The sequence below is a fragment of the Brevundimonas sp. GW821-FHT12E07 genome (assembly GCF_058807035.1).
This window is the reverse complement of sequence record NZ_JBXAQH010000004.1, coordinates 80,745-104,982: the sequence shown is the minus strand read 5'-3', so window position 1 is coordinate 104,982 and position 24,238 is coordinate 80,745. Positions and strand designations below refer to the sequence as shown.

At 68.9% G+C, this 24,238-nt stretch carries 23 protein-coding genes and 1 tRNA gene; 15 read left to right on the top strand and 9 right to left on the bottom strand.

The window, feature by feature from the left end; translation table 11 throughout:
- Window positions 1-38: 38 nt before the first annotated feature.
- Window positions 39-779, top strand: a complete 741-nt coding sequence (locus tag AC1ROD_RS15445; RefSeq protein WP_492949158.1) for a CPBP family glutamic-type intramembrane protease — start codon at window positions 39-41, stop codon at window positions 777-779.
- A gap of 51 nt (window positions 780-830) precedes the next feature.
- Here the strand turns inward: AC1ROD_RS15445 and AC1ROD_RS15440 are convergent.
- Window positions 831-907, bottom strand: a tRNA-Lys gene (locus AC1ROD_RS15440).
- A 195-nt stretch (window positions 908-1,102) separates the two neighbouring features.
- Here AC1ROD_RS15440 and AC1ROD_RS15435 point away from each other — a divergent pair.
- The 6 genes from AC1ROD_RS15435 (at window position 1,103) to AC1ROD_RS15410 (ending at window position 10,053) form a co-directional block, all read left to right on the top strand.
- Window positions 1,103-1,360, top strand: coding sequence for a hypothetical protein (locus AC1ROD_RS15435; protein WP_207871308.1), 258 nt, complete (start codon window positions 1,103-1,105; stop codon window positions 1,358-1,360).
- Window positions 1,361-1,502: 142 nt separating this feature from the next.
- Window positions 1,503-3,269, top strand: coding sequence for an autotransporter assembly complex protein TamA (locus tag AC1ROD_RS15430; protein WP_492949157.1), 1,767 nt, complete (start codon window positions 1,503-1,505; stop codon window positions 3,267-3,269).
- Window positions 3,266-7,501 (top strand): translocation/assembly module TamB domain-containing protein, encoded by a 4,236-nt coding sequence (locus AC1ROD_RS15425; protein WP_492949156.1) that lies wholly within the window; start codon window positions 3,266-3,268, stop codon window positions 7,499-7,501. The genes AC1ROD_RS15430 and AC1ROD_RS15425 overlap by 4 nt, the downstream gene beginning before the upstream one ends.
- A 4-nt stretch (window positions 7,502-7,505) precedes the next feature.
- A complete protein-coding gene (locus AC1ROD_RS15420) occupies window positions 7,506-8,558 on the top strand; it encodes an NAD(P)H-dependent flavin oxidoreductase (RefSeq protein ID WP_492949155.1) in 1,053 nt (350 codons plus the stop codon).
- Window positions 8,559-8,611: 53 nt separating this feature from the next.
- Window positions 8,612-9,775, top strand: a complete 1,164-nt coding sequence (locus tag AC1ROD_RS15415; RefSeq protein ID WP_492949154.1) for a nickel/cobalt efflux transporter — start codon at window positions 8,612-8,614, stop codon at window positions 9,773-9,775.
- A gap of 11 nt (window positions 9,776-9,786) precedes the next feature.
- On the top strand, window positions 9,787-10,053 hold the full coding sequence (locus AC1ROD_RS15410; RefSeq protein WP_492949153.1) for a metal-sensing transcriptional repressor: 267 nt from the start codon (window positions 9,787-9,789) through the stop codon (window positions 10,051-10,053).
- Here the strand turns inward: AC1ROD_RS15410 and arsC are convergent.
- Window positions 10,050-10,391, bottom strand: coding sequence for an arsenate reductase (glutaredoxin) (gene arsC / locus AC1ROD_RS15405; RefSeq protein ID WP_492949152.1), 342 nt, complete (start codon window positions 10,389-10,391; stop codon window positions 10,050-10,052). The genes AC1ROD_RS15410 and arsC overlap by 4 nt on opposite strands.
- A gap of 1 nt (window position 10,392) precedes the next feature.
- Window positions 10,393-10,908, bottom strand: a complete 516-nt coding sequence (locus tag AC1ROD_RS15400; protein ID WP_492949151.1) for a hypothetical protein — start codon at window positions 10,906-10,908, stop codon at window positions 10,393-10,395.
- A 102-nt stretch (window positions 10,909-11,010) separates the two neighbouring features.
- On the opposite strand from AC1ROD_RS15400, the gene AC1ROD_RS15395 reads away from it, so the two are divergent.
- The 6 genes from AC1ROD_RS15395 to AC1ROD_RS15370 are packed head-to-tail and all read left to right on the top strand — an operon-like array spanning window position 11,011 to window position 17,661.
- On the top strand, window positions 11,011-12,261 hold the full coding sequence (locus AC1ROD_RS15395; protein WP_492949150.1) for a hydrolase: 1,251 nt from the start codon (window positions 11,011-11,013) through the stop codon (window positions 12,259-12,261).
- Between the two features lie 3 nt (window positions 12,262-12,264).
- A complete protein-coding gene (locus AC1ROD_RS15390; protein ID WP_492949149.1) occupies window positions 12,265-13,272 on the top strand; it encodes an arginine N-succinyltransferase in 1,008 nt (335 codons plus the stop codon).
- Between the two features lie 8 nt (window positions 13,273-13,280).
- The gene (gene astD / locus AC1ROD_RS15385) at window positions 13,281-14,699 is read left to right on the top strand and encodes a succinylglutamate-semialdehyde dehydrogenase (protein WP_492949148.1); all 1,419 of its coding nucleotides are present in this window, start codon (window positions 13,281-13,283) and stop codon (window positions 14,697-14,699) included.
- Window positions 14,696-16,048 (top strand): N-succinylarginine dihydrolase, encoded by a 1,353-nt coding sequence (astB, locus tag AC1ROD_RS15380; protein WP_492949147.1) that lies wholly within the window; start codon window positions 14,696-14,698, stop codon window positions 16,046-16,048. The genes astD and astB overlap by 4 nt, the downstream gene beginning before the upstream one ends.
- A gap of 4 nt (window positions 16,049-16,052) precedes the next feature.
- Window positions 16,053-17,345 (top strand): MFS transporter, encoded by a 1,293-nt coding sequence (locus tag AC1ROD_RS15375; protein WP_492949146.1) that lies wholly within the window; start codon window positions 16,053-16,055, stop codon window positions 17,343-17,345.
- Window positions 17,338-17,661: a hypothetical protein gene (locus AC1ROD_RS15370; RefSeq protein ID WP_492949145.1), complete on the top strand. Its 324-nt coding sequence runs from the start codon at window positions 17,338-17,340 to the stop codon at window positions 17,659-17,661. Before AC1ROD_RS15375 ends, AC1ROD_RS15370 begins: the two co-directional genes overlap by 8 nt.
- On the opposite strand, the gene phhA is transcribed toward AC1ROD_RS15370, so the two are convergent.
- Window positions 17,658-18,533 (bottom strand): phenylalanine 4-monooxygenase, encoded by an 876-nt coding sequence (gene phhA / locus AC1ROD_RS15365; protein WP_492949144.1) that lies wholly within the window; start codon window positions 18,531-18,533, stop codon window positions 17,658-17,660. The two genes, AC1ROD_RS15370 and phhA, sit on opposite strands and share 4 nt — an antisense overlap.
- Before the next feature lie 76 nt (window positions 18,534-18,609).
- On the bottom strand, window positions 18,610-18,939 hold the full coding sequence (hspQ, locus tag AC1ROD_RS15360; protein ID WP_492949143.1) for a heat shock protein HspQ: 330 nt from the start codon (window positions 18,937-18,939) through the stop codon (window positions 18,610-18,612).
- A gap of 147 nt (window positions 18,940-19,086) precedes the next feature.
- Between hspQ and AC1ROD_RS15355 the strand changes: the two genes are divergently transcribed.
- A complete protein-coding gene (locus tag AC1ROD_RS15355; protein WP_492949142.1) occupies window positions 19,087-20,241 on the top strand; it encodes a Ppx/GppA phosphatase family protein in 1,155 nt (384 codons plus the stop codon).
- A 3-nt stretch (window positions 20,242-20,244) separates the two neighbouring features.
- Here AC1ROD_RS15355 and AC1ROD_RS15350 read toward each other — a convergent pair whose 3' ends face one another.
- From AC1ROD_RS15350 to AC1ROD_RS15335, 4 genes are all read right to left on the bottom strand, one after another.
- The gene (locus AC1ROD_RS15350; RefSeq protein WP_492949141.1) at window positions 20,245-21,219 is read right to left on the bottom strand and encodes a peptidylprolyl isomerase; all 975 of its coding nucleotides are present in this window, start codon (window positions 21,217-21,219) and stop codon (window positions 20,245-20,247) included.
- A 23-nt stretch (window positions 21,220-21,242) separates the two neighbouring features.
- On the bottom strand, window positions 21,243-22,163 hold the full coding sequence (locus tag AC1ROD_RS15345) for a peptidylprolyl isomerase (protein ID WP_492949140.1): 921 nt from the start codon (window positions 22,161-22,163) through the stop codon (window positions 21,243-21,245).
- Window positions 22,160-22,648, bottom strand: coding sequence for a pantetheine-phosphate adenylyltransferase (gene coaD, locus AC1ROD_RS15340; RefSeq protein WP_492949139.1), 489 nt, complete (start codon window positions 22,646-22,648; stop codon window positions 22,160-22,162). The genes AC1ROD_RS15345 and coaD overlap by 4 nt, the downstream gene beginning before the upstream one ends.
- A gap of 88 nt (window positions 22,649-22,736) precedes the next feature.
- Entirely contained in the window at window positions 22,737-23,387 is a 651-nt protein-coding gene (locus tag AC1ROD_RS15335) for a response regulator (RefSeq protein WP_492949138.1), read from the bottom strand.
- 280 nt (window positions 23,388-23,667) lie between these two features.
- Between AC1ROD_RS15335 and AC1ROD_RS15330 the strand changes: the two genes are divergently transcribed.
- Window positions 23,668-24,198: a DUF4402 domain-containing protein gene (locus AC1ROD_RS15330; RefSeq protein WP_492949137.1), complete on the top strand. Its 531-nt coding sequence runs from the start codon at window positions 23,668-23,670 to the stop codon at window positions 24,196-24,198.
- Window positions 24,199-24,238: the final 40 nt, after the last annotated feature.

Genomic DNA, 24,238 nt, shown 5'->3' with positions numbered 1-24,238 from the left:
GCCGGGATAGCCTCGCCTTAACCACGACGGATCGCCGCATGACCCCGACGCCCGCGCCCGCGCGAGACTTTCCCTTCTATCGGGGCGCGCCCGTGGCGATCTCGCCGGGAGGATGGCTGCTGGTCATGGTCGGCTGCGCGACCGGGTTTGCCGCCCTGATCGGTCAGGGCCTGGTCTGGCCCGCCGAGGCGGGGCGCTGGTGCGCGGTCGCCCTGTTCGTGGTCCTGCCGCTGACGGCCCTGCGGATCGCCGCCGGGCGGCGGTGGACGGCCTTCTTCGCCCCGATCCGGCTAAAGGACCTCGCCATCGGGCTCGCCTTCATGCCTCTGACCGTCCTGGTCAGCGCGGCGGTGGCCCTCGTGGTCATGCATGCCGGTCCGACGACGGCCAATCCGATCTTCGACACCTTCCAAAGGATGAGCGACGCGGACTTCGCCCTGTTCGCCGCCAGCACCCTGCCGCAGCTGTTCGGCGAGGAGCTGATCACCCTCCTGCCCTTCCTCGCCCTGCTGACGGCGCTGCAGTCCGGCGCGCGCCTGCCCCGGCGGGTGGCCATCATCGTCGCCTGGATCGTCTCGGCCCTGATCTTCGGCGCCCTGCACCTGCCGACCTACGGCTGGCAGGTCGCACAGGCGCTCGGCGTGATCTTCGCGGCGAGGCTGGTCCTGACCCTGCCCTATCTGCTGACCAAAAACGTCTGGTCCTCGACCGTGACGCATGTGGTCAACGACTGGGCGGGCTTCCTGGTGGTGATCGGGATCACAGCGCTGAAAGGGTGAGGCGGAGGCCGTTTCGACGGGCGCGATCGCGCTTACGGAAACAGGCCCCCATGGTACGTCCTCTCGGGCTCGAACCGAGGACCCTCTGATTAAAAGTCAGATGCTCTAACCAACTGAGCTAAGGACGCGCCGTGGGGTGGGGGGCCTTCTGTTGCATCGCGCCATTCGGGTCAAGCCTTGCGTCACTCCAAGAACGCAGGAATCTGTCCGGCCCTGCCGAATTGGCGCACGGATTCGCCGCCTTAGGGGTGACCGGGGGGCGGATGGGCGGTATGGAACGGGTCTGTCCGGAGCGCGTTTTCGCCGGACGGGGGAGGACGACGATGAAACGACTGATTCTGGCGATCGCCATTTGCAGCGCAGCGGCCCTGGCCGCGTGCGACGACGTCCGTCAGCCCCAGACCGAAACCGCCCCGCCTCCGCCCGAGGCCCCGCCGGTCGCCGAGGCCGCACCGGATCACACCGCGCCCGCTTCGGACACCGTGCCCACGCCCCCGCCGCCGGTCGAAGGCACCCTGCCGCCCGACCAGCGTCCGTCCGAAGAGACGGTGAAGCCCGAAAGCGAAACCCTGTTCTACTGACCCCCGCCACAGGGTCGCCATCAGGGGATGATTTTCGCATCCCCGGGGCGGGCTTCAGGCAGACGAAGGCTCCAGTTTGATTCCACGGCCATTCCAGCCGGCCGCGAGGGGCCAGTTTCGGACTGAAGCCCTGCGGCTCGCCTTGGTCGGCGTCCTTGCCGCCGCCCTCGCCTCCCCGGTTCTGGCCGCCGAGCCCAAGGCCCAGATTCGCGGCGAGATCGACGCGGCCCTGCGCACCCAGCTGGCCCGCGCCGTGGGCGAGGTCGACGACGCCCCGGCCAACCGCTTCGAGGCCCGCCGCCGCGCCCGCTCCTCGGTCGAACTGGCCCAGGCCCTGCTGCGCTCCGAAGGCTATTATCAGGCGACGGTCGAGGATGTGGTCGAGGGCGAGGACAATCCCGTCGCGGCGATCAACGTCATTCCCGGACCGCGCTTCCTGATCAGCCAGCCGGCGATCGACTGGATCGCCCCCGCCCCTGCCCCCCAGGCGCAGACCGCCGTCACGGGCGAGATCGGGCTGAACGTCGGCGATCCGGGCCGCGCCGTGGACGTCATCGCCGCCGAAGGCCGGATCATCGCCGGCCTGACCCGTCGCGGCTATGCCGATGCGAAGACCGAACCCCGGCGGGTGGTGGTGGATCACGCGGCCTTCACGGTGCAGCCGACCTACAAGATCGTCTCGGGCCTGCTGGTCCGGCTGGACGGGGTCAAGCTGGACACCGACGGCTCGACCAACCCGAACTGGGTCGCGGGCCTGGCCCCCTGGAGCGAGGGCGATACGTTCGATCCGGACAAGGTCGCCGAGCTGGAGCGCCGCCTGCTGGACACCGGCGTCTACGACGGCGTCGGCGTGGCCCTGGCGCCAGCGGATCAGACGAATGCCGACGGCAACCGGCCGGTCATCGTCACCCTGAACGACCGGCCGCGCCGCATTCTGGAGGCCGGGGCCAGCTTCTCGACCGCCGAAGGCTCGGGCGTCGACGTCATCTGGACCTGGTTCAACCACTACAACCGGGCCGACACGATCAAATTCCAGGCGCGGGCGGCCAACATCGACAGCCGTCTGGGCGTCGACCTGTCCCTGCCCCACTGGCGCCATCCCGGCCAGACGCTGAAGCTGTCGGTGGCGGCGGTCAACGAGGACACCGACGCCTATACCCGCACCGCCTTCACCACCTCGGCCGACCTGCAGCAGCGCATCGGCCGGACGTCCTATTACAGCTACGGCCTCGGGCTGGACGCCGGGCGCTACTACGAAAACCGGTACGACCCGGTCACCCAGCTACCGCTGAGTTTCGACCGGGACCTGGTCATCCTGACCGGCCGGGGCAGCGCCTATCTGGACCAGTCGAACGACCCGCTGAACCCGACCAAGGGCTATCGCGTGACCCTGAACGTCCAGCCGACAGCGGTGGCGGGCGAGGACACGGTGCTGTTCCTGCGCGCCGAGTCGCAGGGGACGATGTATGTCCCGATCGAGAAGGACGCCCACACCGTCCTGGCCGGCCGCATTCGCATCGGCTCGATCCTCGGCGGGCAGGAGCTGACGGTGCCGTCGGACCGCCTGTTCTACTCGGGCGGGGGCGGCTCGGTGCGCGGCTATGAGTACCAGGGCGTCAACCCGCGCCTGCCCGACAATACGCCCCGCGGCGGCCTGTCCCTGTTCGAGGGCTCCATAGAGGTGCGGCGCGACATCGGCGAGAGCTGGCAGGCCGTGGCCTTCGTCGACGCCGGCGCCATCGGCTTCCAGGAGACGCCGAACCTGACCAATATGCGCTACGGCGCCGGGGTCGGGGCCCGCTTCAAACTGCCGTTCGGCCCGGTGCGCGCCGACCTCGCCTTCCCCCTGTCCCCGCAGCCCGGCGACAGCAATTTCCAGATCTATATCAGCATCGGTCAGGCGTTTTGACCGAAGAGCCGGACATCGTCGAAGCCTTCAAGGCCGAGCCGGACACCCCGGCCAAGAAGGCGGTCAGGAAGCGCACCCGGCTGCAGCTGGCGGCCTTCGTCGCCGGGATCGTCACGGCCTCGCTGGTCGTCATCCTGCTGATCGGCCTGATCGGCGGGCGGATGTATCTGCTGTCGGACTCGGGGCGCGGCCTAGTCACCAGCTTCGTCGCCGGGACCAAGATCAGCCGCTACGGGCGGATCAATGTCGAGGGGCTGAAGGGCGACCTGTTCAACGACTTCACCCTCGACCGGGTCACCATCACCGACAGGAAGGGCGTCTGGCTGGAGGCGCGCAATGTCCGCGTCGACTGGTCGTACCTGCCGCTGCTGACCCGCCGCTTCCACGCCGACGAGATCAGCGCCGACAAGATCACCCTGATCCGCCGCCCCGAGATCGATCCCCCGGACGGCAAGCCGCCCCAGCCCGCTCCGATCAGCGTCGACATCGACCGGTTCGCGGCCAATATCGAACTGCTGGAAGGCTTCTCCAAGGAATACGGCAAGTGGCGGCTGACGGGCGCGGCCGACATTCCGCGCTTCGGGGCCAAGGACGCCGAGATCAACGCCTACAGCCTGAACCGCCAGGGCGACTATCTGCGCATGACCGCGACCTTCGGCGGCAAGCCGGAGGACCTGCGGCTGAACCTGCGCGCCAATGAGGCGCAGGGCGGGCCGATCGCCGGCTCCCTCGGTTATTCGCCCGACCAGCCCTTCTCGGCCGTGGCCATCATCAACGGCGAGATCGTCGACGCGACGGTGAAGACCGGCCAGTTCATCCCGCTGGTGGTCAAGGGCCACTACGGCAAGGCCGGGGCGCGGATCTCGGGCTTCGCCGACTTCAGCGGTTCGGACCTGCTGGAGCCCTTCGTGCGCCGGATCGGCCGCACCGCCCGCTTCGGCTTCGCCGCCGTGCCGGACGCGACCCGCAAGGGCTATCAGGGCGTCGGCTGGCGCTTCATCTCCGAGAATTTCACCTCCAACGCCCGGGGCCTGATCCGGATGTCGGACCGGTCGGCGCCCGACGGGGTCCAGCTGGAGGTCGAGACCGGCTCCCTGACCCGGCTGCTGGGCGTGACCCTGGGCGGACGCACGGCCTGGAGCGGCGTCTTCCGCGGCGAAGCAGCGACCTGGAGCCTGACCGGCCGCGCCACCATGCTGGCCGCCGACATCGCCAGCTACAAGGCGACCCGGATGACCGGCCCCCTGAACGTTCAGGTCAAGAACGGCCGGATGGATATCGACAGCGACCTGATCACCAACGGCGGCTCGACCGAAGGCGTCATCGGCGCCCTGTTCGGCGCGACCCCGCACCTGAAGGTCGAGGCGGCGCGGATGAAGGACGGGGCCATCCTGTTCGAGAAGCTGAATCTGGTCGGCCAGGGCCTGCTGGTCAACGGCACGGGCAACCGCAACCTGACGGGGGGCCTGAGCTTCCGGGGTCAGGCGCGGATCACCGACATCGGCCGGGTGCAGAAGGGCGCCAGCGGCCAGCTGGCCGGGACCATCACCGCCTCCAACCGCTCGGGCCAGCCGTGGCGGCTGGGCTTCGACGGGCGCGGCCAGAAGGTGCTGACCGGCCTGTCCGAACTGGACCGCCTGCTGGGCCCGACCCCGCGCGTCCAGTTCGACGGGCGGATGGAGCACGAGCTGACGGTCGACAAGCTGCTGGTCACCGGGACCATGGGCGAGGCAGCGGCCCGGGGGCTGATGGGCTTCGACGGGTCCCTGAGACTGGCGCTCAACTGGAACGCTCGCGGGCCGTTCGGCGTCGGGCCGATCGCCATCGACGGGGCCATGGTCGGCAATGGCGCCCTGACCGGCACCCTGGCCCAGCCGCGCGTGGATCTGACGGCGGGCTTCGACAAGGTCGACGCCGGTCCGCTGAAGCTGACCCAGACCCAGCTGATCCTGAGCTTCAGAAAGGGCGCGGACGCCTCCGACGGCCGGGTGACCATCACCAGCGCGTCGAACTACGGCCCGGCCGCCGCCTCGGGCAGCTTCTTCCTGGGCGGCAAGGCCGTGCGCCTGACCGACGTCGACGTCGATGCGGGCGGGGTGAAGGCGCAAGGGGCCATCTCCCTGTCGGACAGCATCCCGTCCAGCGCCGACCTGACCTTCAGCGCCCGGCCCGGCGCCTTCATCGCCTCGGGCAGCGCCGAGGGCCGCGTGCGCCTGACGGAAGGGAGCGGCGACGACACCGCCATCCTGGACGTGACGGCCAAGAACGCCCGCCTGACCGGCTCGACCTACACGATCCGCAGTCTGGATCTGGAGGGACACGGAACCCTGTCACGCCTGCCCTTCACCCTGGCGCTGGACGTCGGCGGCGATGTGCCGGTCCAGTTCAACGGCTCGGGTGTCTATGCCCGCCCCAACAACACCGACCAGAGCGTCACCCTGAGGGGCGGCGGCCGGGTGCGGGAGATCAGCTTCACCACCCGCAATCCGGCGGTCATCGCCCTCGCCGGCGACGGCAAGGTGGCGCGCGTCGACCTGAACGTCGGCGGCGGGGTCCTGCTGGGCGAGCTGCGTCAGGACAGCAACGCGGCGGTGATCGAAGCCGACCTCAGCGCGGTGGAACTGGGCTCCCTCGTCTCCGACCTGCGCGGCCAGATCACCGGCAAGGTTTCCCTGCGCGGCGCGGGAGACGATCTGGACGGCACCGCAAATGTCACCCTGAAGCAGATCCGCAGCGTCGACGCCCCGCGCGGTCTGGCCGTCGACGGAACCCTGAACGCGACCCTGAACAATGACGTCCTGCACGTCGTCGCCGCCGCCAATGACGACACCGAGGTGCGGGCCAATGTCGATCTGACCCTGCCGGTCGAGGCCTCGGCCGCGCCGCTCAGGCTGGCCGTGGTGCGGACGCGTCCGATGTCCGGCACGGTGGCGATCCAGGGCCAGATCCAGCCGATCTGGGACCTGTTCCTGGGCGGCGAACGCTCGCTGGCCGGTCAGGTCAACGGCAACGCCACCATCGCCGGCACCATCGCCGAGCCGCGCATCAACGGGCGGCTGGACGTCCGGGAAGGCGCCTTCCGCGACAACGCCACGGGCCTGCGCCTCAACGGCCTGACCATGGCCAGTCGTTTCGACGACACCACCGCCCTGATCGAGACCTTCAGCGCCAACGACGGCGACAAGGGCACGGTCACGGGCGACGGCCGCATCGGCCTGCGCGAAGGTTCGGGTTCGAGCTTCGAACTGGCCCTGGCCAGGTTCAAGATCATCGACAACGACATCGCCGAGGCCCACGCCTCGGGGCCCATCACCGTGGTGCGCGGCGCCGACGGCAACATCACCCTGACCGGCCAGATCGCCGTCGATGACGCGAAGATCGAGGCCAATCCGCCGGGCGTGAACGGCGTGGTCGGCATGGATGTGGTCGAGATCAACCGCCCCGGCGGCGACCCGCCCGAGGCCGACACGGCCAAACAGCGCGGTCCGCAGTTCGGCCTGAACATCCGGCTGACCTCGCCCGGCGGCGACATCCGCGTCGTCGGCCGCGGCCTGAACGTCGAGATGCGCGTCAACGCCCAGGTCACGGGCACCATCGCCCAGCCGGTCCTGACCGGGAACGCCAGCGTGGTGCGTGGAGACTATGAGTTCGCGGGCAAACGGTTCGTGTTCGACGACCGGGGCACGGTGGCCCTGTCGACCGATCCGGCCCTGATCCGGCTGAACCTGTCGGCGACGCGCGACGACCCGACCCTGTCGGCGACCGTCAAGGTTACTGGCACCGCCGCCGCGCCCAAGATCGAACTGACCTCCACCCCTTCCCTGCCGCAGGACGAGATTCTCTCGCAGGTGCTGTTCGGCCGGTCGGCGTCCCAGCTGTCGGCCTTCGAGGCGGCGCAGCTGGCCTCGGGGGTCGCGTCCCTGGCGGGCGGCGGCGGCTTCGACGTGATCGGCAACCTGCGCGAACTGGCCGGGCTGGACCGGCTGTCGTTCGGCGGCGAAGCCTCGGCCCTGACCGTCGCGGGCGGCCGCTACATCACCGACAACGTCTATCTGGAGATCATCGGCGGCGGCGAAGGCGGGGCGGCGGTCAATGTCGAATGGCAAGTCCGCCGCAGCCTGGCCATCAGCTCCAAGGTCGGGGGCACGGGCGACGCCACCCTCTCGATCCGCTGGCGCCGTCAGAGCCGCAACCCGGGCGCCCGGACGGACAGCCGGCCGAACCGGAACTAGGGCGATGAGCCTGCTCGACCGCCTGGACGTTGCGCTGCCGATCTTCCAGGCGCCGATGGCCGGGGTCTCGACACCGGAGATGGCGGCGGCGGTGTCGAACGCCGGAGGACTCGGCGGGATCGCGGTGGGCGCCACGGACGCCACCGGCGCAGCCGCGATGATCGGGGCGGTCCGGGCCCTGACCGGGCGCCCGTTCAATGTGAATGTCTTCGTCCATCAGACGCCGGTTGCGGACCCGGCGCGGGAGGCGGCCTGGCTGGACGCCCTGTCGCCCCTGTTCGCGGCGTTCGGGGCCGAGCCGCCGTCGGCGCTCAGGACCATCTATCGAAGCTTCGCTGACGATGCGGCCATGCAGGCCCTGCTGGTCGAGGCCGCGCCGCCCGTGGTCAGTTTCCACTTCGGCCTGCCCGATGCGGGCGTGATCGCGGCGCTGAAGACGGCGGGCTGCGTCCTGCTGGCGACCGCGACCAGCCTCGAGGAGGCGCGGGCCGTCGAGGCAGCCGGGATCGACGCCGTGGTCGCACAGGGCTGGGAGGCCGGGGGCCATCGCGGCGTCTTCGATCCGGACGCGGCGGACGACCGGCTGGGAACGATGGCCCTGACGCGGTTGCTGGTCGAGCGCACCACCCTCCCCGTCATCGCGGCGGGCGGGATCATGGACGGGCGCGGGATCCGGGCGGCGCTCGATCTCGGCGCCGTCGCGGCCCAACTGGGCACCGCCTTCATCGCCTGTCCGGAAAGCGCGGCGGACGGTTTCTATCGCGCGGCGCTGGAGAGCGAGGCCGCCGGGCGAACGACGATGACGCGGGCCATCTCGGGACGTCCGGCCCGCTGCCTCGCCAACCGCTTCACGGAGTGGGATGACGGGACCCGCCCGTCCGTCCCCGCCTATCCCATCGCCTATAACGCAGGGAAGGCGCTGAACGCCGCCGCCAGGGCCAGGGGCGACGGCGGCTTCGGCGCGCAATGGGCCGGTCAGGGCGCGCCCCTCGCCCGGTCGATGTCGGCGGCGGAGCTCGTGGCGGCCCTCGCTCGGGAGATGACCGAGGCCGGTTGAGGATGTCTGGTGAAGCGCTCGACACATCCCCTCCAGGGGGATAGGAACGGCGAATGACCCCGCTTTCCGAACTGCTGCAACAGGGCGCCGCCCACGCCTGGCTCTTCATCCCCAGCGCCATCCTGCTGGGCGCCCTGCACGGGCTGGAGCCGGGGCATTCCAAGACCATGATGGCGGCCTTCATCATCGCCGTGCGCGGAACGGTGAAACAGGCGGTGCTGCTGGGCCTGTGCGCGACCCTGTCCCACACCGTCATCGTCTGGATTATCGCCCTGGGCGGTCTTTATCTGTGGCGCGGCCTCGCGCCGGAAGCCATCGAGCCCTACCTGCAGCTGGGCTCGGCCGTGATCATCATCGGCATGGGCCTCTGGATGATCTGGCAGGCGCGGCGCGATCAGAGGCTGGCCGCCATGGGCCATCACCACGATCATGGCCACGACCATCACCATGGGCACGATCACAGCCATGACCATGGGCACGGCCATCACCACCACGAGGACGAGGACCGGCTGATCGACACCGGCCACGGCGTTCTGGGCCTGACGATCTTCGAGGACGGGGTTCCCCCGCGCTTCCGCATCTATGCCCAGTCCGGGCGGCTGGACGCGGCCGGCAATGTGCGGATCGAGACGCAGCGGCCCGACGGGACCGGCGAGACCTACAGCTTCACCCTCGCCGACGAATATCTGGAATCGGTCGAGGCGATCCCCGAGCCGCACGACTTCGTCGCCCGGCTGACCCTGGCGCACGGCGACCATTCGCACGCCTATGACCTGGTCTATGCCGAGCATGACCATGCCCATCCGGAGCTGGACGACCTCAGCCTGACCGCCGGCTATCAGGACGCCCACGAGCTGGCCCACGCCAACGACATTCGCCGCCGCTTCGCGGGGCGGAGCGTGACCACCGGCCAGATCGTCATCTTCGGCCTGACCGGCGGGCTGATCCCGTGCCCCGGGGCCATCACCGTCCTGCTGCTGTGCCTGCAGCTCAAGGCCTTCACCCTGGGCGCCGTTCTGGTGCTCTGCTTCAGCATCGGTCTGGCCCTGACCATGGTGACGGCGGGGGTCACCGCGGCCCTGAGCGTGAAGCAGGTCTCCAAACGCTTCAGTGGCTTCGGCGACATCGTTCGCAAGGCGCCCTATGTCTCGGGCGGCGTCATCCTGCTGCTCGGCCTCTATCTGGCCTGGAGCGGCTGGACCCATCTGCCCAACTGAGGAGCGACGTCATGAGCCACGCGCACAACGCCGACCTGATGAACCGCCTGAAGCGGGCGCAGGGCCACCTCGCCACCATCATCCGCATGATCGAGGAGGAACGGGACGGGCTGGAGACAGCCCAGCAACTGCAGGCCGTGGTCAGCGCGCTGGACAAGGCCAAGACCATCCTGGTCACCGACCATATCGAGCATCATCTGGAGGATGTGGTCGGTCCGCTGTCGCGCGAGGCCCGCGAGAAGCTGGGCCGGCTGACCGACCTGGCGAAATACCTCTAGAGGACTTCCAACACCCGCTCGATCGGGCGGCCGATGCGGGCGCCCTTGTTGGTCTCGACGATGGGGCGTTCGACCAGGATCGGCTCGGCGATCATGGCCTTGAGGATGGCGGCGTCGGAGGCGTTCGCGGCGAGGAGGGCCTTGGCGCCCTCCTCCTTGGTCCGCAGCAGGCCCCGCAGACCGCCGCCGGTCTCCGCAGCCAGCCGGTTCAGCGTCGCCGCGTCCCAGCCGGTCTTCAGGTATTCGACGATCAGGGGCTCGACGCCCCGCTCCCGCAGCAGCGCCAGCGCATTGCGCGAGGTGCTGCAGCGGGGATTGTGGAACAGGGTAACGGGCAAATCAGTAGGCCGAGTTGGCCTCGTCCAGCTGGATCTTCTCCAGCTTGCCGATCGCCTTCAGGCCGGTGATGTGCAGCACGAACTGGACCACCAGGATGACCAGCGACAGGATCACCTGCCACATCGGCGTCACGGGAGCGTTCGGCACCATGCCGGACAGCAGCGGCGCCAGGGCGGTCATCACGAAGCCCAGCACGATCAGGATGATGAACAGGATGGCGATCCATTTCGCCGGGCTGCGCCACTGGATGAAGCCGAAGATCGCCTGAACCACGATCAAGGCGTATCCCAGATACAGGCCAAACTGGGCGCCACCGGCGGCCGCAGCGGCGGAATCGGGGTTGGCCGCACTGGCCTGGGCGACGGCCTGTTGGGCGATTTCGGGGTGCATCAGCATCCAGACCGCGCTGATGATTCCCACCACGACGCCGATGAAGATGGAGATGGCGCTGGCCTTCGAAGCCTTGGCGGCCTCGGCTTCGGTGGTCATCGGGGTCGTGGGCAACAGATAGGTCATGGGTGCTCCCTCAAGCTGACAGACGGCAACCCTAGCTTGCCGAACGGCGTAACGAAACCGCCGACCTTCACCTTTTCTCCGTGGAAGCCTAGGGTCCCCCGGATGCGGATTCTCACCCCCGATCAGACCGTGCTCGACCATGTGGCGGCGCGGGAGGCCGCGATCATCGGCCGGGCCGTGGACTGGGCCGCGATCAACTCGGGCAGCCGTAACGCCGCCGGGCTGAACGCCATGCTGGACGTGCTGGAGGCCGAGGCGCGCCGCCTGCCTGCGGAGGTCGTGCGCATCCCGACGCAGGGTTCGACCACCGTCGACGACGACGGCTCGGTCCGGGCCGAGGCCCACGCCGACGCCCTTCAGATCACCGCCCGGCCCGAGGCGCCGGTGCAGGTCGTCCTGACCGGCCATTACGACACCGTCTTCCCCGCCGAGAGCGGGTTCCAGTCCGTGACCACGCGCGCTGACGGCGCCCTGAACGGTCCGGGCGTCGCCGATATGAAGGGCGGCATCTCGGTGATGCTGGCGGCGCTGGAGGCGTTCGAAAGCCATCCCGACCAGGCCAATGTCGGCTGGACCGTTCTGCTGTCGCCGGACGAGGAGATCGGTTCGCCCGCCTCCGCCCCCCTGCTCGCGAAACTGGGCGCGGCCGGGCATGTCGGCATGACCTATGAGCCGGCGCTGGCCGACGGGACCCTGGCCGGGGAGCGCAAGGGCAGCGGGAATTTCCACCTGATCGTCACGGGCAAGGCCGCCCATGCGGGCCGGGCCTTCCACGAAGGCGCCAACGCCGTAGCGGGCGCCGCCATCATCGCCGCCGCCCTGCACGCCCTGAACGGCCGCCGCGAGGGGGTGACGGTCAATGTCGCCAAGATCTCGGGCGGCGGCGCGCTGAACGTCGTCGCCGACAACGCCGTGGTGCGGTTCAACGTCCGTGTCCCGGACGCGCAAAGCGCCGCCTGGGTCACGGATGCGATTCACGAGATCGCCGCGACGCCGCCGTTCGAGGGGCTGACGCTGGACCTGCACGGCGGCATGACACGCGCGCCCAAGCCGATGGACGCCTCACAGACGGCCCTGTTCGAGGCGGTGCGGGAGACCGGGGCCCTGCTGGGTCAGACCATCGCCTGGACGCCCTCGGGCGGTGTCTGCGAGGGCAACAACCTGCACGCCGCGGGCCTGCCCAATATCGACACCCTGGGCGTGTGCGGCGGGGACATCCATTCCGACCGCGAGTTCGCCTGGCCCGACAGCTTCGTCGAACGCGCGCAGCTCTCGGCCCTGATCCTCTGTAAGCTGGCGAGTGGCGAGATCGACGCCCACCGCCTGAAGTCCCTGCGTCTGGAGACGATGTAAACAATGCTCGTCGTCAGACCTGCCCTGCCCGCCGACCTCGACCACCTTCTGGAGCTGGCCATCCTGTCCGGCCCGGGCTTCACCAGCCTGCCCGAGGACCCGGACCAGCTGACCGAGCGTCTGGACCTGAGCCGCGACAGCTTCGCGGGCGCCCTGTCGCCCGAGCAGCGCTGGTACACATTGATGCTCGAGGAGAGCGACACCGGCGACATCGACGGCATCGGCAGCGTCAAGGCGGCGGTGGGGCTGAAGCGGCCCTTCTTCTCCTATCGGGTGGTCAACAACGCCTCCTCCTCGCCGTCGCTGAACATCCGGCTGGAGCACCAGACCCTGGTGCTGGTCAATGAATGCACCGGCTGGACCGAGGTCGGGTCGCTCTTCCTGAAAGCCGACCGACGCAAGGGCGGCGCCGGGCGGCTGCTCAGCCAGTCGCGATACATGCTGATCGGGGCCGAGCCGGAGCTGTTCGCCGACACGGTTCTGGCCGAGCTGCGCGGCGTGTTCACGCCCGACGGCGCCTGCCCCTTCTGGGATCATGTGGCGCACAAGTTCTTCCCCATGCCGTTTGATCAGGCGGACATGATGACGGGCTCGACGGACAAGCAGTTCATCCTCGACCTGGCCCCGCGCCACCCCATCTATGTCGATCTACTGCCCGAGCCCGCGCGGGCGGTGATCGGCAAGGTGCATCCGCAAGGGGTGCCGGCCATGGCCCTGCTGGAAAGCGAGGGCTTCCGCCCCAACGGCCTGATCGACATCTTCGACGCGGGCCCCACCGTCGCCTGCGGCCGCGACAATATCCGCACCGTCCGCGACGCCCGGTCCATGACCGTGGCCATCGCCGCCGAGGTCGAGGCCGAGCTGCCGTCCCTGATCTCGACCGATAGCGTCGGCGCCTTCCGGGCCGTGCGTCAGCGTGTCGCCCTCGACGGCGACGTCGCCACCGTCTCGACTGAAACCGCCGACGCCCTGAAGGTCCGGGCGGGCGACACCGTACGTATCAAGGCCTGAGTGCAATCATGACCGTGTTCCAGTCGACCGACCCCGCCACCGGCGAAACCGTCTGGGAGGGCGAGGCCGCCTCCGCCACTGACGCCGCCGCCGCCGTCGCGGCCGCGCGCGCCGCCTTCCCCGACTGGGCCGACCGCCCGCGTCAGGACCGGATCGACGCGGTGAAGCGCTACCAGACCGCGCTCAAGCGCCGCGCGCCGGAGATGGCCGAAGCCATCAGCTGCGAGACCGGCAAGGCCCTGTGGGAGACCAACACCGAGCTCGCCTCCATGGCCGGCAAGGTGGATATCTCGATCCGCGCCTATGACGAGCGCACCGGCGAGCGGACGACCGAGACCGCCTTTGGCCACGCGACCCTGCGCCACCGTCCGCACGGTGTCGCGGCGGTGCTGGGCCCATTCAACTTCCCTGGCCACCTGCCCAACGGCCATATCGTCCCGGCCCTGCTGGCCGGCGACACGGTCGTCTTCAAGCCGTCGGAGGAGACGCCCCTGACCGGCCAGCTGATGGCCGAATGCCTGGCCGAGGCGGACTTGCCGACCGGGGTGTTCAACCTGATCCAGGGCGGACGCGATACGGGCGCGGCCCTGCTGGATCAGAAGATCGACGCGCTGATGTTCACCGGCTCGGGCGCTGCGGGGGCTTACTTCAGGAAGAAGTTCGCCGACGATCCGCATGTGATCCTGGCGCTGGAGCTGGGCGGCAACAATCCGCTGGTGGTCTGGGACGCGGCCGACGCCGAGGCCATCGCCGGGATCGTGGTCCAGTCGGCCTTCGTCACCACCGGCCAGCGCTGCTCCTGCGCCCGGCGTCTGGTCGTGCCCGAGGGGCCGCAGGGCGACGCCATCGTCGAGGCCGTGGCGGCCCTGTCGGACCGTCTGGTCTTTGCGCCGTGGGATTCGACGCCCGAACCCTATGCCGGGCCGCTGATTTCGGAAAAGGCCGCCAACGCCGCGCTTCAGGCCCTGCAGCAGCGTATCGATCTGGGCGCCAAGGCGATCCGGGCGAGCGGCCCGGTCGACAATCTGCCGGGCGCGTTCGTGAAGCCCGCGATCATCGACGTCACCGGGCTGAAGGTTCTCGACGAGGAGATGTTCGCGCCCTTCCTGCAGGTGATCCGGGTCCCGAGCTTCGAGGCCGCAGTCGCCGCCGCCAACGACACCCGCTATGGCCTCTCGGCCGGTCTGGTCTCGGATGATCCCACGAACTGGGACCGCTTCATCCGCCGCATCCGCGCAGGCGTGGTCAACTTCAACCGCCCGACCACCGGCGCCGCCGGCGACATGCCCTTCGGCGGCCTCGGCGACAGCGGCAACCACCGCCCCTCCGCCTGGTACGCCGCCGACTACTGCGCCTATCCGGTCGCCAGCTTCGAGGCCGGAGCGGTCAAGAACATCGAGGGCGAGATCAAGGGGCTGCGGGGTTGACCCCTGCCGTCGAAGCCAATGCCGATGGTCTGATCGGGCCGACCCACTCCTATGCCGGGCTCTCTCCGGGCAATCTCGCGGCCAGCCTGTCGAAGGGCGAGGCGTCGAATCCGCGGGCGGCGGTGTTGCAGGGTCTCGACAAGATGAAGCGGCTGGCGGACCTGGGTCTGCCGCAGTTCGTCCTGCCGCCGCACGAGCGGCCGGACGTCGGCTTTCTGCGCAGCCTCGGCTTCGGCGGGACGGACGCCCAGGTGCTGGAGCGGGCGTGGAAGGATGCGCCGGCTTACGTGGCCGCCGCGGCCTCGGCCTCGCCGATGTGGGCCGCCAACGCCGCGACGGTGACGCCGAGCGCGGACTCGGCCGACGGCCGCGTCCACTTCACCCCGGCCAATCTGCACACCAATCTGCACCGGTCGCTGGAGCATCGACAGACGAAGCGGGCGCTCGACGCCCTGTTCCCCGATCCGGCCCGGTTCGCAGTCCACGACGCCCTGCCCGCGCACGCCCAGTTCGCCGACGAGGGCGCCGCCAACCACGTCCGCCTGTGCAGCGAGCATGGAGCACCGGGGGTCAATCTGCTGGTCTGGGGCCGCGAGGCGCATGAGCCCTGGGACGGCGCCTTCCCTGCCCGCCAGACCCTGCAAGCGTCCGAAGCCGTCGCGCGGCGCCATCAACTTCTGGGCCATGGCGCCGGCCGTCCCGTCTTCCCGCGTCAGGGCCGGGCCGCCATCGCCGGCGGGACCTTCCACAATGATGTGGTCTGCGTCGGGTCGCTGCAGACCCTGCTCTTCCACGAACTGGCGTTCGAGGACACAGCGGCCACCAAGGTCCTGATCCGCACCGCCGCCGAGCGCCTGTTCGACCCGATCTTCGTCGAGATTTCCGAGGCCGAACTGCCGCTGGCCGACGCCATCACCAGCTACCTGTTCAACTCCATGCTGATCCAGGTTCCGGGCGAGAACCGCCTGACCCTGATCTGCCCGACCGAGACGCGCGACAACGCACGCGCCCATGCCGTGGCGCAGGGGCTGGCGGCGTCAAACGGCCCCATCGGGCGCGTCGAATATGTCGATGTGCGCCAGTCGATGCGCAACGGCGGTGGCCCGGCCTGCCTGAGGCTGCGCGTGGTCCTGACCGATGAGGAACTGGCCGCGGCCAACCCGGATATGCGCCTCAATGACGGGCTGCACGGGGCGCTGAGCGTCTGGGCCGTCAACTGGTACCGCGATCGCCTGGGCCCCGCCGACCTCGCCGACCCGGCCCTGCTGGACGAGAGCCGGGGCGCGCTGGACGAACTGACCGGCATCCTGGGCCTCGGCTCCGACTTCTATCCGTTCCAGAGGGACTGACCTCATGACCGCTGAACCCATGACCCCTGCGCGACGCCTGCGGAACATCATCGGCGGCTCGGCGGGCAATCTGGTGGAGTGGTTCGACTGGTACGCCTATGCGGCCTTCACCCTGTATTTCGCGCCGGTCTTCTTCCCCGACGAGGACCCGACGGCCCAGCTGTTGAGCGCCGCCGCCGTCTTCGCCGTGGGCTTCCTGATGCGGCCGATCGGCGCCTGGATCATGGGGGTCTATGCCGACCACAAGGGGAGGAAGGCCGGTCTGACCCTGTCGGTCAGCCTGATGTGCGCGGGGTCGCTGATCATCGGCTGCGCGCCCGGCTATGCCCAGATCGGCATCGCCGCGCCGATCCTGCTGCTGTTCGCCCGGCTGCTGCAGGGGATCAGCGTCGGCGGGGAATACGGGTCGTCGGCGACCTATCTGTCGGAGATGGCGACGCCGAAGCATCGCGGCTTCTGGTCCAGCTTCCAGTATGTGACCCTGATCTCGGGCCAGCTCCTGGCCCTCCTGCTGCTGATCGTCCTGCAAAGGACGCTGAGCACCGAGGCGCTGGAAAGCTGGGGCTGGCGTATCCCCTTCTTCGTCGGCGCGCTGCTGGCGGTGGTGGTCTTCTGGCTGCGGCGTCGGCTGGATGAGACCGCCGCCTTCAAGGCCGAGGACGTGCGGACCGAGCCCAAATCCAGCGCCCTGCAGCTGTTCGCGAAACATCCGAAGGAGGCGCTGATGGTGCTGGGCCTGACGGCCGGGGGGACGCTGGCCTTCTATACCTACACGACCTACCTGCAGAAGTTTCTGGTCAACACCTCGGGCTTCTCCAAGAACATGGCGACCGAGATCAGCGCGAGCGCCCTGCTGATCTATATGCTGCTCCAGCCCGCCGTCGGGGCCCTGTCGGACCGGATCGGGCGCCGGCCGGTGATGATCGCCTTCGGGGTGCTGGGCGTGCTCTGCACCGTGCCGATCATGTCGACGCTGGCGGTGACCACCAACGCCTTCGCCGCCTTCGCCCTGGCGCTGGCCGCGCTGGTGATCGTGTCCGGCTATACGGCCATCAATGCGGTGGTGAAGGCCGAGCTGTTCCCGGCCCATATCCGGGCGCTCGGCGTCGCCCTGCCCTACGCCATCGCCAACGCCCTGTTCGGCGGCACGGCGGAATACGTCGCCCTGTGGTTCAAGCTGGACGGAAACGAGAGCCGCTATTTCTGGTACGTCACCGTCATGATCGGGGTTTCCCTGCTGGTCTTCGTCTTCATGCGCGACACGAAGCACAAGACCCTGATCACGCACGATGATTGATCGCGCGGCCGAACTGAAGGACCTGCTCGCGGAGTCCCTGACGCCGAAAGGCACGCGGCGATTGCCCTTCGACCAGATGCTGGAGGTTCTTGAAGCGGGACAAGCTGCGGGTCTGGACCTGTTCAGCGTGGACGCGACCAACGCCGAGGGGACGAGTCCTCATCCCGAATGGATGTTCCGCCTCACGGATGCGCAGGCCGCCGTCACTCCGGCCAAGGACGTCATCCCGATGGCGCTGAAATTCTATCGCGATCACGCGTCGGACGGCGCCCTGTCCAACGCCCGCTTTGAGGTCTTCTTCGAAACGATGGACTAGGCCGCGAAGCGTCCGCCCCGCGCCGCATAGGTCTGGGTCCCACGCGTCAGAACGCGGTCGCCCGGCAGGACGGCGTCGACGGCGATGTCCGGCTGGCCCTTCAGGGCGTCATAGACGGGGCCGAAGTCCTTCAGCGTCACCTCTTTCAGCGCCTCGATCGAGGGGATGACGAAATAGACCTGCTGGAAGTCGTCGATCCGGTAGAGGGTGCGCATGACCCGCTCCAGCTCGAAGCCGATCCGGTTGGGCGACGGGTCCTCGAGCGCGAAGACGCTCTCGGTCGCCGAGGAGACGATGCCGGCGCCGTAGATGCGCAGGCCCGCAGGTGATTCCATCAGGCCGAATTCGACCGTGTACCAGTAGAGCTGGGCCAACTGGGGCAGCATGCCAAGCGAGGCGGCGCGCTGACCGCCCTTGCCGTAGGCCTGCATATAGTCGGCGAAGTCGGGGTCGGTCAGCATCGGCACATGGCCGAAGACGTCGTGGAAGATGTCCGGTTCCTGCAGGTAGTCCAGCTGGTCCGGCTTGCGGATAAACTGCCCCGAGACGAAGCGGCGGTTGGCCAGGTGGTCGAAGAAGACGTCGTCGGGCACCAGGCCGGGCACGCACTCCACCGTCCAGCCGGTCAGGGCCTTGAGCTTGGGGTTCAGTACCGCGAAGTCGGGAATGCCGCCGGTGTTCAGGTCCAGGGCCTTCAGACCGTTCATGAAGGCGTCCGAGGCCCGGCCCGGCAGGATCTTCATCTGCCGCTCATACAGGGTGTCCCAGGTGTCGTGCTCGACCTCCGTATAGGCGCGCCAGTTCTGGCTGATGGTCCAGTCAGCGGCCGCGCCCGGGGGCGGGGCGTCAAAGACGTGCTCGAAATCGGACATGGACGCGCTCCACTGGTGGCGTGTCTCGGGGACGCGCTCTTCTTACGCCCTATCTAGGCTGAGCCGAAACGCGCCGCTAGTGGATCGGCTGCCTGGCCGGAGCGTGGTGACCCGCCGCGTCGACGGTGAACCAGTGGGCCTCGTCGTCGGGGCTCAGGGGTTCGATGTCCGGGTCGATCTCCAGCACGCCCTCGGCGGCGTAGACGAGGAAGCCCGAATCGTCGCCGCCCAGACCCTCGCCCATCGCCAGAACGCGATAGAAGGGCTGGTCGCGGTGGTCAGGACCGGGCTGGTTCGCCGGCCCCGCATAGATCGGGTCGACGTCGACGATCAGGCCGCGGAAGGCCTGCTCCCGGTGGCGGACGATCTGGCCGAGGCCGAATTTGGCTGTGTGCTCCTGGGTCATGATCACAAGTTACGTCGCGACGCCTGAGCGGGATCCGTCCACCGCGTTCATGAGGGCGTCATATTCGCTTGGCGCGCGACGAATCCTGAGGCTAGGTTGCCCGTGACGGGCGCCGTCATCGGTTGCGCCCATATGAAAGTTCGGCCCATGCCGGAACCCGACGGCGCGCCTGCGAGGCGCGACGGGTCCCAGCGCCAGAGGTCCGACCGCGCTTCGACCCCGGGCAAGTCCCGCGGCGGCGCACAGGGCCATGGAGCGTCCGGTCGCGATGCGCCGCTGTACGGCGCGCTCGATCTGGGGACCAACAACTGCCGCCTTCTGATCGCCCGCCCGGCGCGGGAAGGCTTTCGCGTGGTCGACAGCTTCAGCCGCATCGTGCGCCTCGGCGAAGGTCTCAGCCACACCGGCCGGCTGGACGAGGCCGCCATGGACCGCGCCTATGACGCCCTCGCCTCCTGCGCCGAGCGGGTGGTGCGCAAGGGTCTGGATTCCGCGCGGCTGACCGCCGTCGCCACCCAGGCCTGCCGCCAGGCCGAGAACGGCGCCGCCTTCATCGAACGCGTCCGCAGCGGCACCGGGCTGAAACTGCGCATCATCGACCCGGCCGAGGAAGCCCGACTGTCGGTCGAGGGCTGCCTGAACCTGTTCGATCCCCGCGCCGAGGCCGTGCTGGTCATCGACGTCGGCGGCGGTTCGACCGAACTGTCCTGGCTGAGGAAACAGGGTCGGGAGATGAAGACCGTGGCCTGGATGTCGGCGCCCTTGGGCGTGGTCACCCTGGCCGAACGGCATCCGGAGCCCGAGGACGTGACCGGCCCGGCCGGCGCGGCCTGGTATGAGGCCATGGTCGCCGACATGGGCGCGGCCATCGCCGCCGGCGGCATCGTCGACGCCGACATGCGCGACCTGTTCGGGCGCGGCCGGGGCCATATGGTCGGGACGTCCGGGGCGATCACCAGCCTGGCCGGCATCCACCTGAACCTGCGCCGCTATCAGCGCGACCGCATCGACGGCCTGTGGATGAGCCGCAAACAATGCGAAGCGGCGGCGGATCGGCTCAAGGCCCTGGGGCCGGACGGTCGCGCGGCCGAGGCCTGCATCGGGCCGGACCGCGCCGATCTGGTGCTGGCGGGCGCCGCCATTCTGGAGGCCGTGCAGCGGGCCTGGCCGTGCGAACGGGTCCGCGTCGCCGACCGGGGTCTGCGCGAGGGCCTGCTGCTGCAGCGAATGCGCGAGGACCGCAAGCCGCGTCGTCGGCGTCGGCGGGGACGCGGCAATGGAGCCGCCGCGGCGGCCGAATAGGCTCTAGCGCGGACCCGCCGCGCCTTCGGTCGGCGCCCCGGCCGGCGCCGCCGCAACCACCGAACCGCCCGCGACCTGCACCGGCAGGACGATGTCGCAGACCGAGAAGTCGGCGCCCTTCGACGCGCGCGTCAGATCGACCAGGGCGCGGAAGCGCGGCGAGGTCGTGTCCAGCACCTGAACGCTGGGCCGATCGGCCTCGGGCAGGTCGGCGGCGATGCGGACGGTGGTCATGCGATCAGGATCGGTGACGATGCCGCTGCCTTCGGCCCCGGTCTTGAGGCTGCGCACCACATCGAGGCCCGACACCACGGCGCCCCAGACGGTGTAGCGCTTGTCCAGCGACGGATAGGGCTGGCGCATCAGGAAGAACTGGCTGTTGGCGCTGTCGGGATTGTCGTCGCGCGCCATCCCCGCCACGCCCGGGCAATAGACGCCCCAGCCATGGACCATGTGATCGGCCGTCGTCGCCATATAGCTGTCGGGCTGGGTCTGGATCGGCAGGGAGTGGATGAAACCCAGCACGGCGCCGGCCGGGGCCGCGACCGGGCTGAACGGCATGTCGGGACCGCGCCGGAAGGTGAACTCGGCCTTCAGGTCGGGATAGGCGCTCTGGCCGTCGCCCGTGCCCAGCGGATCGCCGGTCTGGGCCATGAACAGGTCGATGACCCGGTGCCAGGTCAGATTGTCGAAGAAGCCGTTACGGGCCAGAAGCCGCATCCGCTCAACATGAAGGGGCGCGACCTCGGGGGCCAGCTCGACCAGGATCCGGCCCTTGGTGGTCTCGATGACCATCAGGTTCTCGGGCGGCACGGTGCGCCATTCCGACGGCGGCGCAGCGGTCGGCGCGGGAGGCGGAGGCGGCGGGGCCTCGGCCGCCTCCGCGGCATGAGCCGGGGGATGAGCCGGCGTCTGGGCCATTGCCCCCGAGGCCATGATGAGGGCCAGCATGGCCCCCGCCGTCACGGTTCTGATCATGCCGTCCCCTCCCCCGCTTATCGTCAGCCGCCGGTCACGATCGACGGCGTCTCCACGTCGCAAATGCCGAAATTCAGCCCCAGCCGGTTCCGCGTCGCCTCATAGCGCTGGACGAAAGCCGGGCTGGTCGGCAGCAGCACCTTGACGGTCGGGCGCTGGGCCTCAGGAATGGCCGAGGCTAGCTGGACCCTGGTCATCAGGTCGGGATTGGCGACGGCCCCGTCGCCCGCATCGGTCCCGGCGTTCAGCGCCTTGACCACGTCCAGCCCGCTGACCACCCGGCCGAAGGTCGTGTAGGCGCCGTTCAGATTGGGATTTGAGCCCATCATCAGATAAAACTGGCTGTTGGCGCTGTCCGGATCGCCCGAGCGGGCCATGCCCGCGACGCCCGGACAGAACAGACCGCCGGCGTCCACCTTCATGTCGGCGGTGACGAACATCTGGGCGTCGGGCTGGGTCTGGATCGGCAGGGAGCCCAGGATGGCGCGAACGCCGCCGGTCGAGGAATTGGGCACGATGGCGAAGTCCGGGTTACGGCCCCGACGGAAGGAGAATTCGCCCGGCACGTTCGGCAGATCGCTGCTGCCGGCGCCGGTGCCCAGGGGATCGCCGGTCTGGGCCATGAAGCCCCGGATGACGCGGTGGAACTTCAGCCCGTCATAGAAACCGCGATTGGTCAGGGTGCGGATACGCTCAACGCTCTGCGGCGCGACGCGGGGCTCCAGCTCGACCAGGATGCGGCCCTTGGTGGTGTCGATGACCAGAAGGTTGTCAGGCGAGACCGTGCGCCAGTCCGCCGCGTCGGCGGGCGGCAGAGGCGTAGGAGCCGGGGCTGCGCCCTGGGGTGGGGTCCGGGGCATCAGCTGGGCCTGCGACGGGCCGGCAGAGAGAGCCATGACGCCGGCGACGGCGGCGGCGAGGACGGTGAGCGGACGCGAGTTCATACGTGTTTCTTTACCCTGGCCCGCACGCGCGCGGCGACGGCGGGGCTGACGAAGCTGTCGATATTCCCGTCCAGACGGGCGATCTCCTTGACCAGTCGGGAGGCGATCGCCTGATGGCGCGGATCGGCCATCAGGAACACGGTCTCGATGTCCTGATTGAGGCGCTGATTCATCGCCGTCATCTGGAACTCATATTCGAAGTCGGCGACGGCGCGCAGGCCGCGCACGATGACCCCGGCCTCCAGCTCCTCGGCGAAATGCATGAGCAGGCTGGAGAAGGGTTTGACCACGATGTCGCCGTCGAAACGCGCCACCTCTGCGGCGACCATCTCGACGCGCTCGGCCGTCGAGAACAGCGGGCCCTTGTCGTCGTTCTGGGCCACGCCGATAACCAGCCGATCCACCAGCTTGGTGGCGCGGCCGATGATGTCCATATGACCGTTGGTCACCGGGTCAAAGGTGCCCGGATACAGGCCGATACGCATTTTTCCCGTTGGCATAAGGGGTCGCCCTTCCCGCTTGAGACGGCGGTGTTAGCAGGTGCGGCAGAGGTGGCCTAGAGGCTCAGCTCGCTCACTCGGCCTCGCCCGCGTCCAGCCCCTTCAGATAGGGCCGGGCGGCCAGGATAGCCTGACTGCGGTTGCCCACTCCCAGCTTCTTGAAGATGGCCGACAGGTGCTGTTTCACCGTGCCCTCGGTCAGATTCATGTCGCCGGCGATCTGCTTGTTCAGCCGGCCGTCAGCCAGGGCGACGAGGACGCGCAGCTGGGCCGCCGACAGGGTCGAGATGCGCTGCTGGAAGTCCACGGCCGCCGGGGTGGGCGCCGAGGTCTCCGGGAAGGGCACCTGTTCACCGCGCATGATCGTGCCCACCGCATTGACCAGCGAGGACACCGGCGCGGATTTGGACAGATAGGCCGAGACGCCGAAGGTGCGAGCCAGGGCCACCGTGTGGGCGTCCGCGCGCGATGAGACGATCGCGATCGGAACATTGGGCAACAGCTGCTGCAGCCGGATCAGGGCGCTGAACCCCGTGGCGTCCGGCAGCATCAGATCCAGCAGCACCAGCTTGATGCGGGCGCCATTGGCGCGGGCGTAGGCCTCGGCCTCGGCCGCCGTTGTGACCCGGCCGATTTCAAGATGCGGGTAGGCCGCGCCCACCGACAGTTCGAACGCTTCTCCGACCAGAGGATGGTCGTCGACGATCAGGACAATCCACTGCATGGCGATGAATCAAGGCCTCCTGCCCTATATTCCCCACAACCGGGATGAGAGGCAAACAAGAACGGCAAGGTAAACGAAAGATTATCCAATACTTTCCGGTGCGTCTGTTTGCGTGGTAAACGCAAAGTAACCATACAGTTCATTTGTGTATTGATCGCGTCAAAATCGTATAACCTTGGTGTGTTTTGGCCCTTAATACGGGTTCCGGTTGTAGACATCGACGGTGGCGGCGGCCCATCAGGACGTCATCAGGTTGCAAACGCCCCTCAGGGAAAACGTCATGTCCAACAAACTCTTCTTCGCCGCCGCCGCCGCTCTTGTCGCCGCCGTTGCCAGCCCGGCCTTCGCCCAGTCCTCGGCCTCCACCACCGGTACGGGTTCGGTCACCATCGTCCGTCCGCTGACCATCACCAAGAACGCCGACCTGGCCTTTGGCACGGTCGTCCGCCCGGCGACGGGCTCGGGCACGGCGGTGGTCAGCGCCGCGGGCGCCCGCTCGGTGACCGGCGGCGTCGTCGGCCTGTCCTCGGGCGCCACGCCCGCCGCGGCCCAGTTCACCGTCTCGGGCGAAGGCGGCCAGTCGATCTCGGTCACCATCCCCGCCAGCTTCTCGATGGCCAACGGCTCGGACACCCTGACTGTCACCACTTCGAACAACCTGACCGGCTCGGCCTCGGCCCAGACGCTCAGCAACGCCATGGGCGCCGCCGGAACCCTCGCCTTCAACGTCGGCGGCAGCGTGCCGATCGCCTCGACCACCCCGACCGGCACCTACAGCGGCTCGTTCACCGTTTCGGCGGCCTATAACTAAAGGCGTATCCGGGGCGCCGACAACGCGAGGTTGGGTTAAC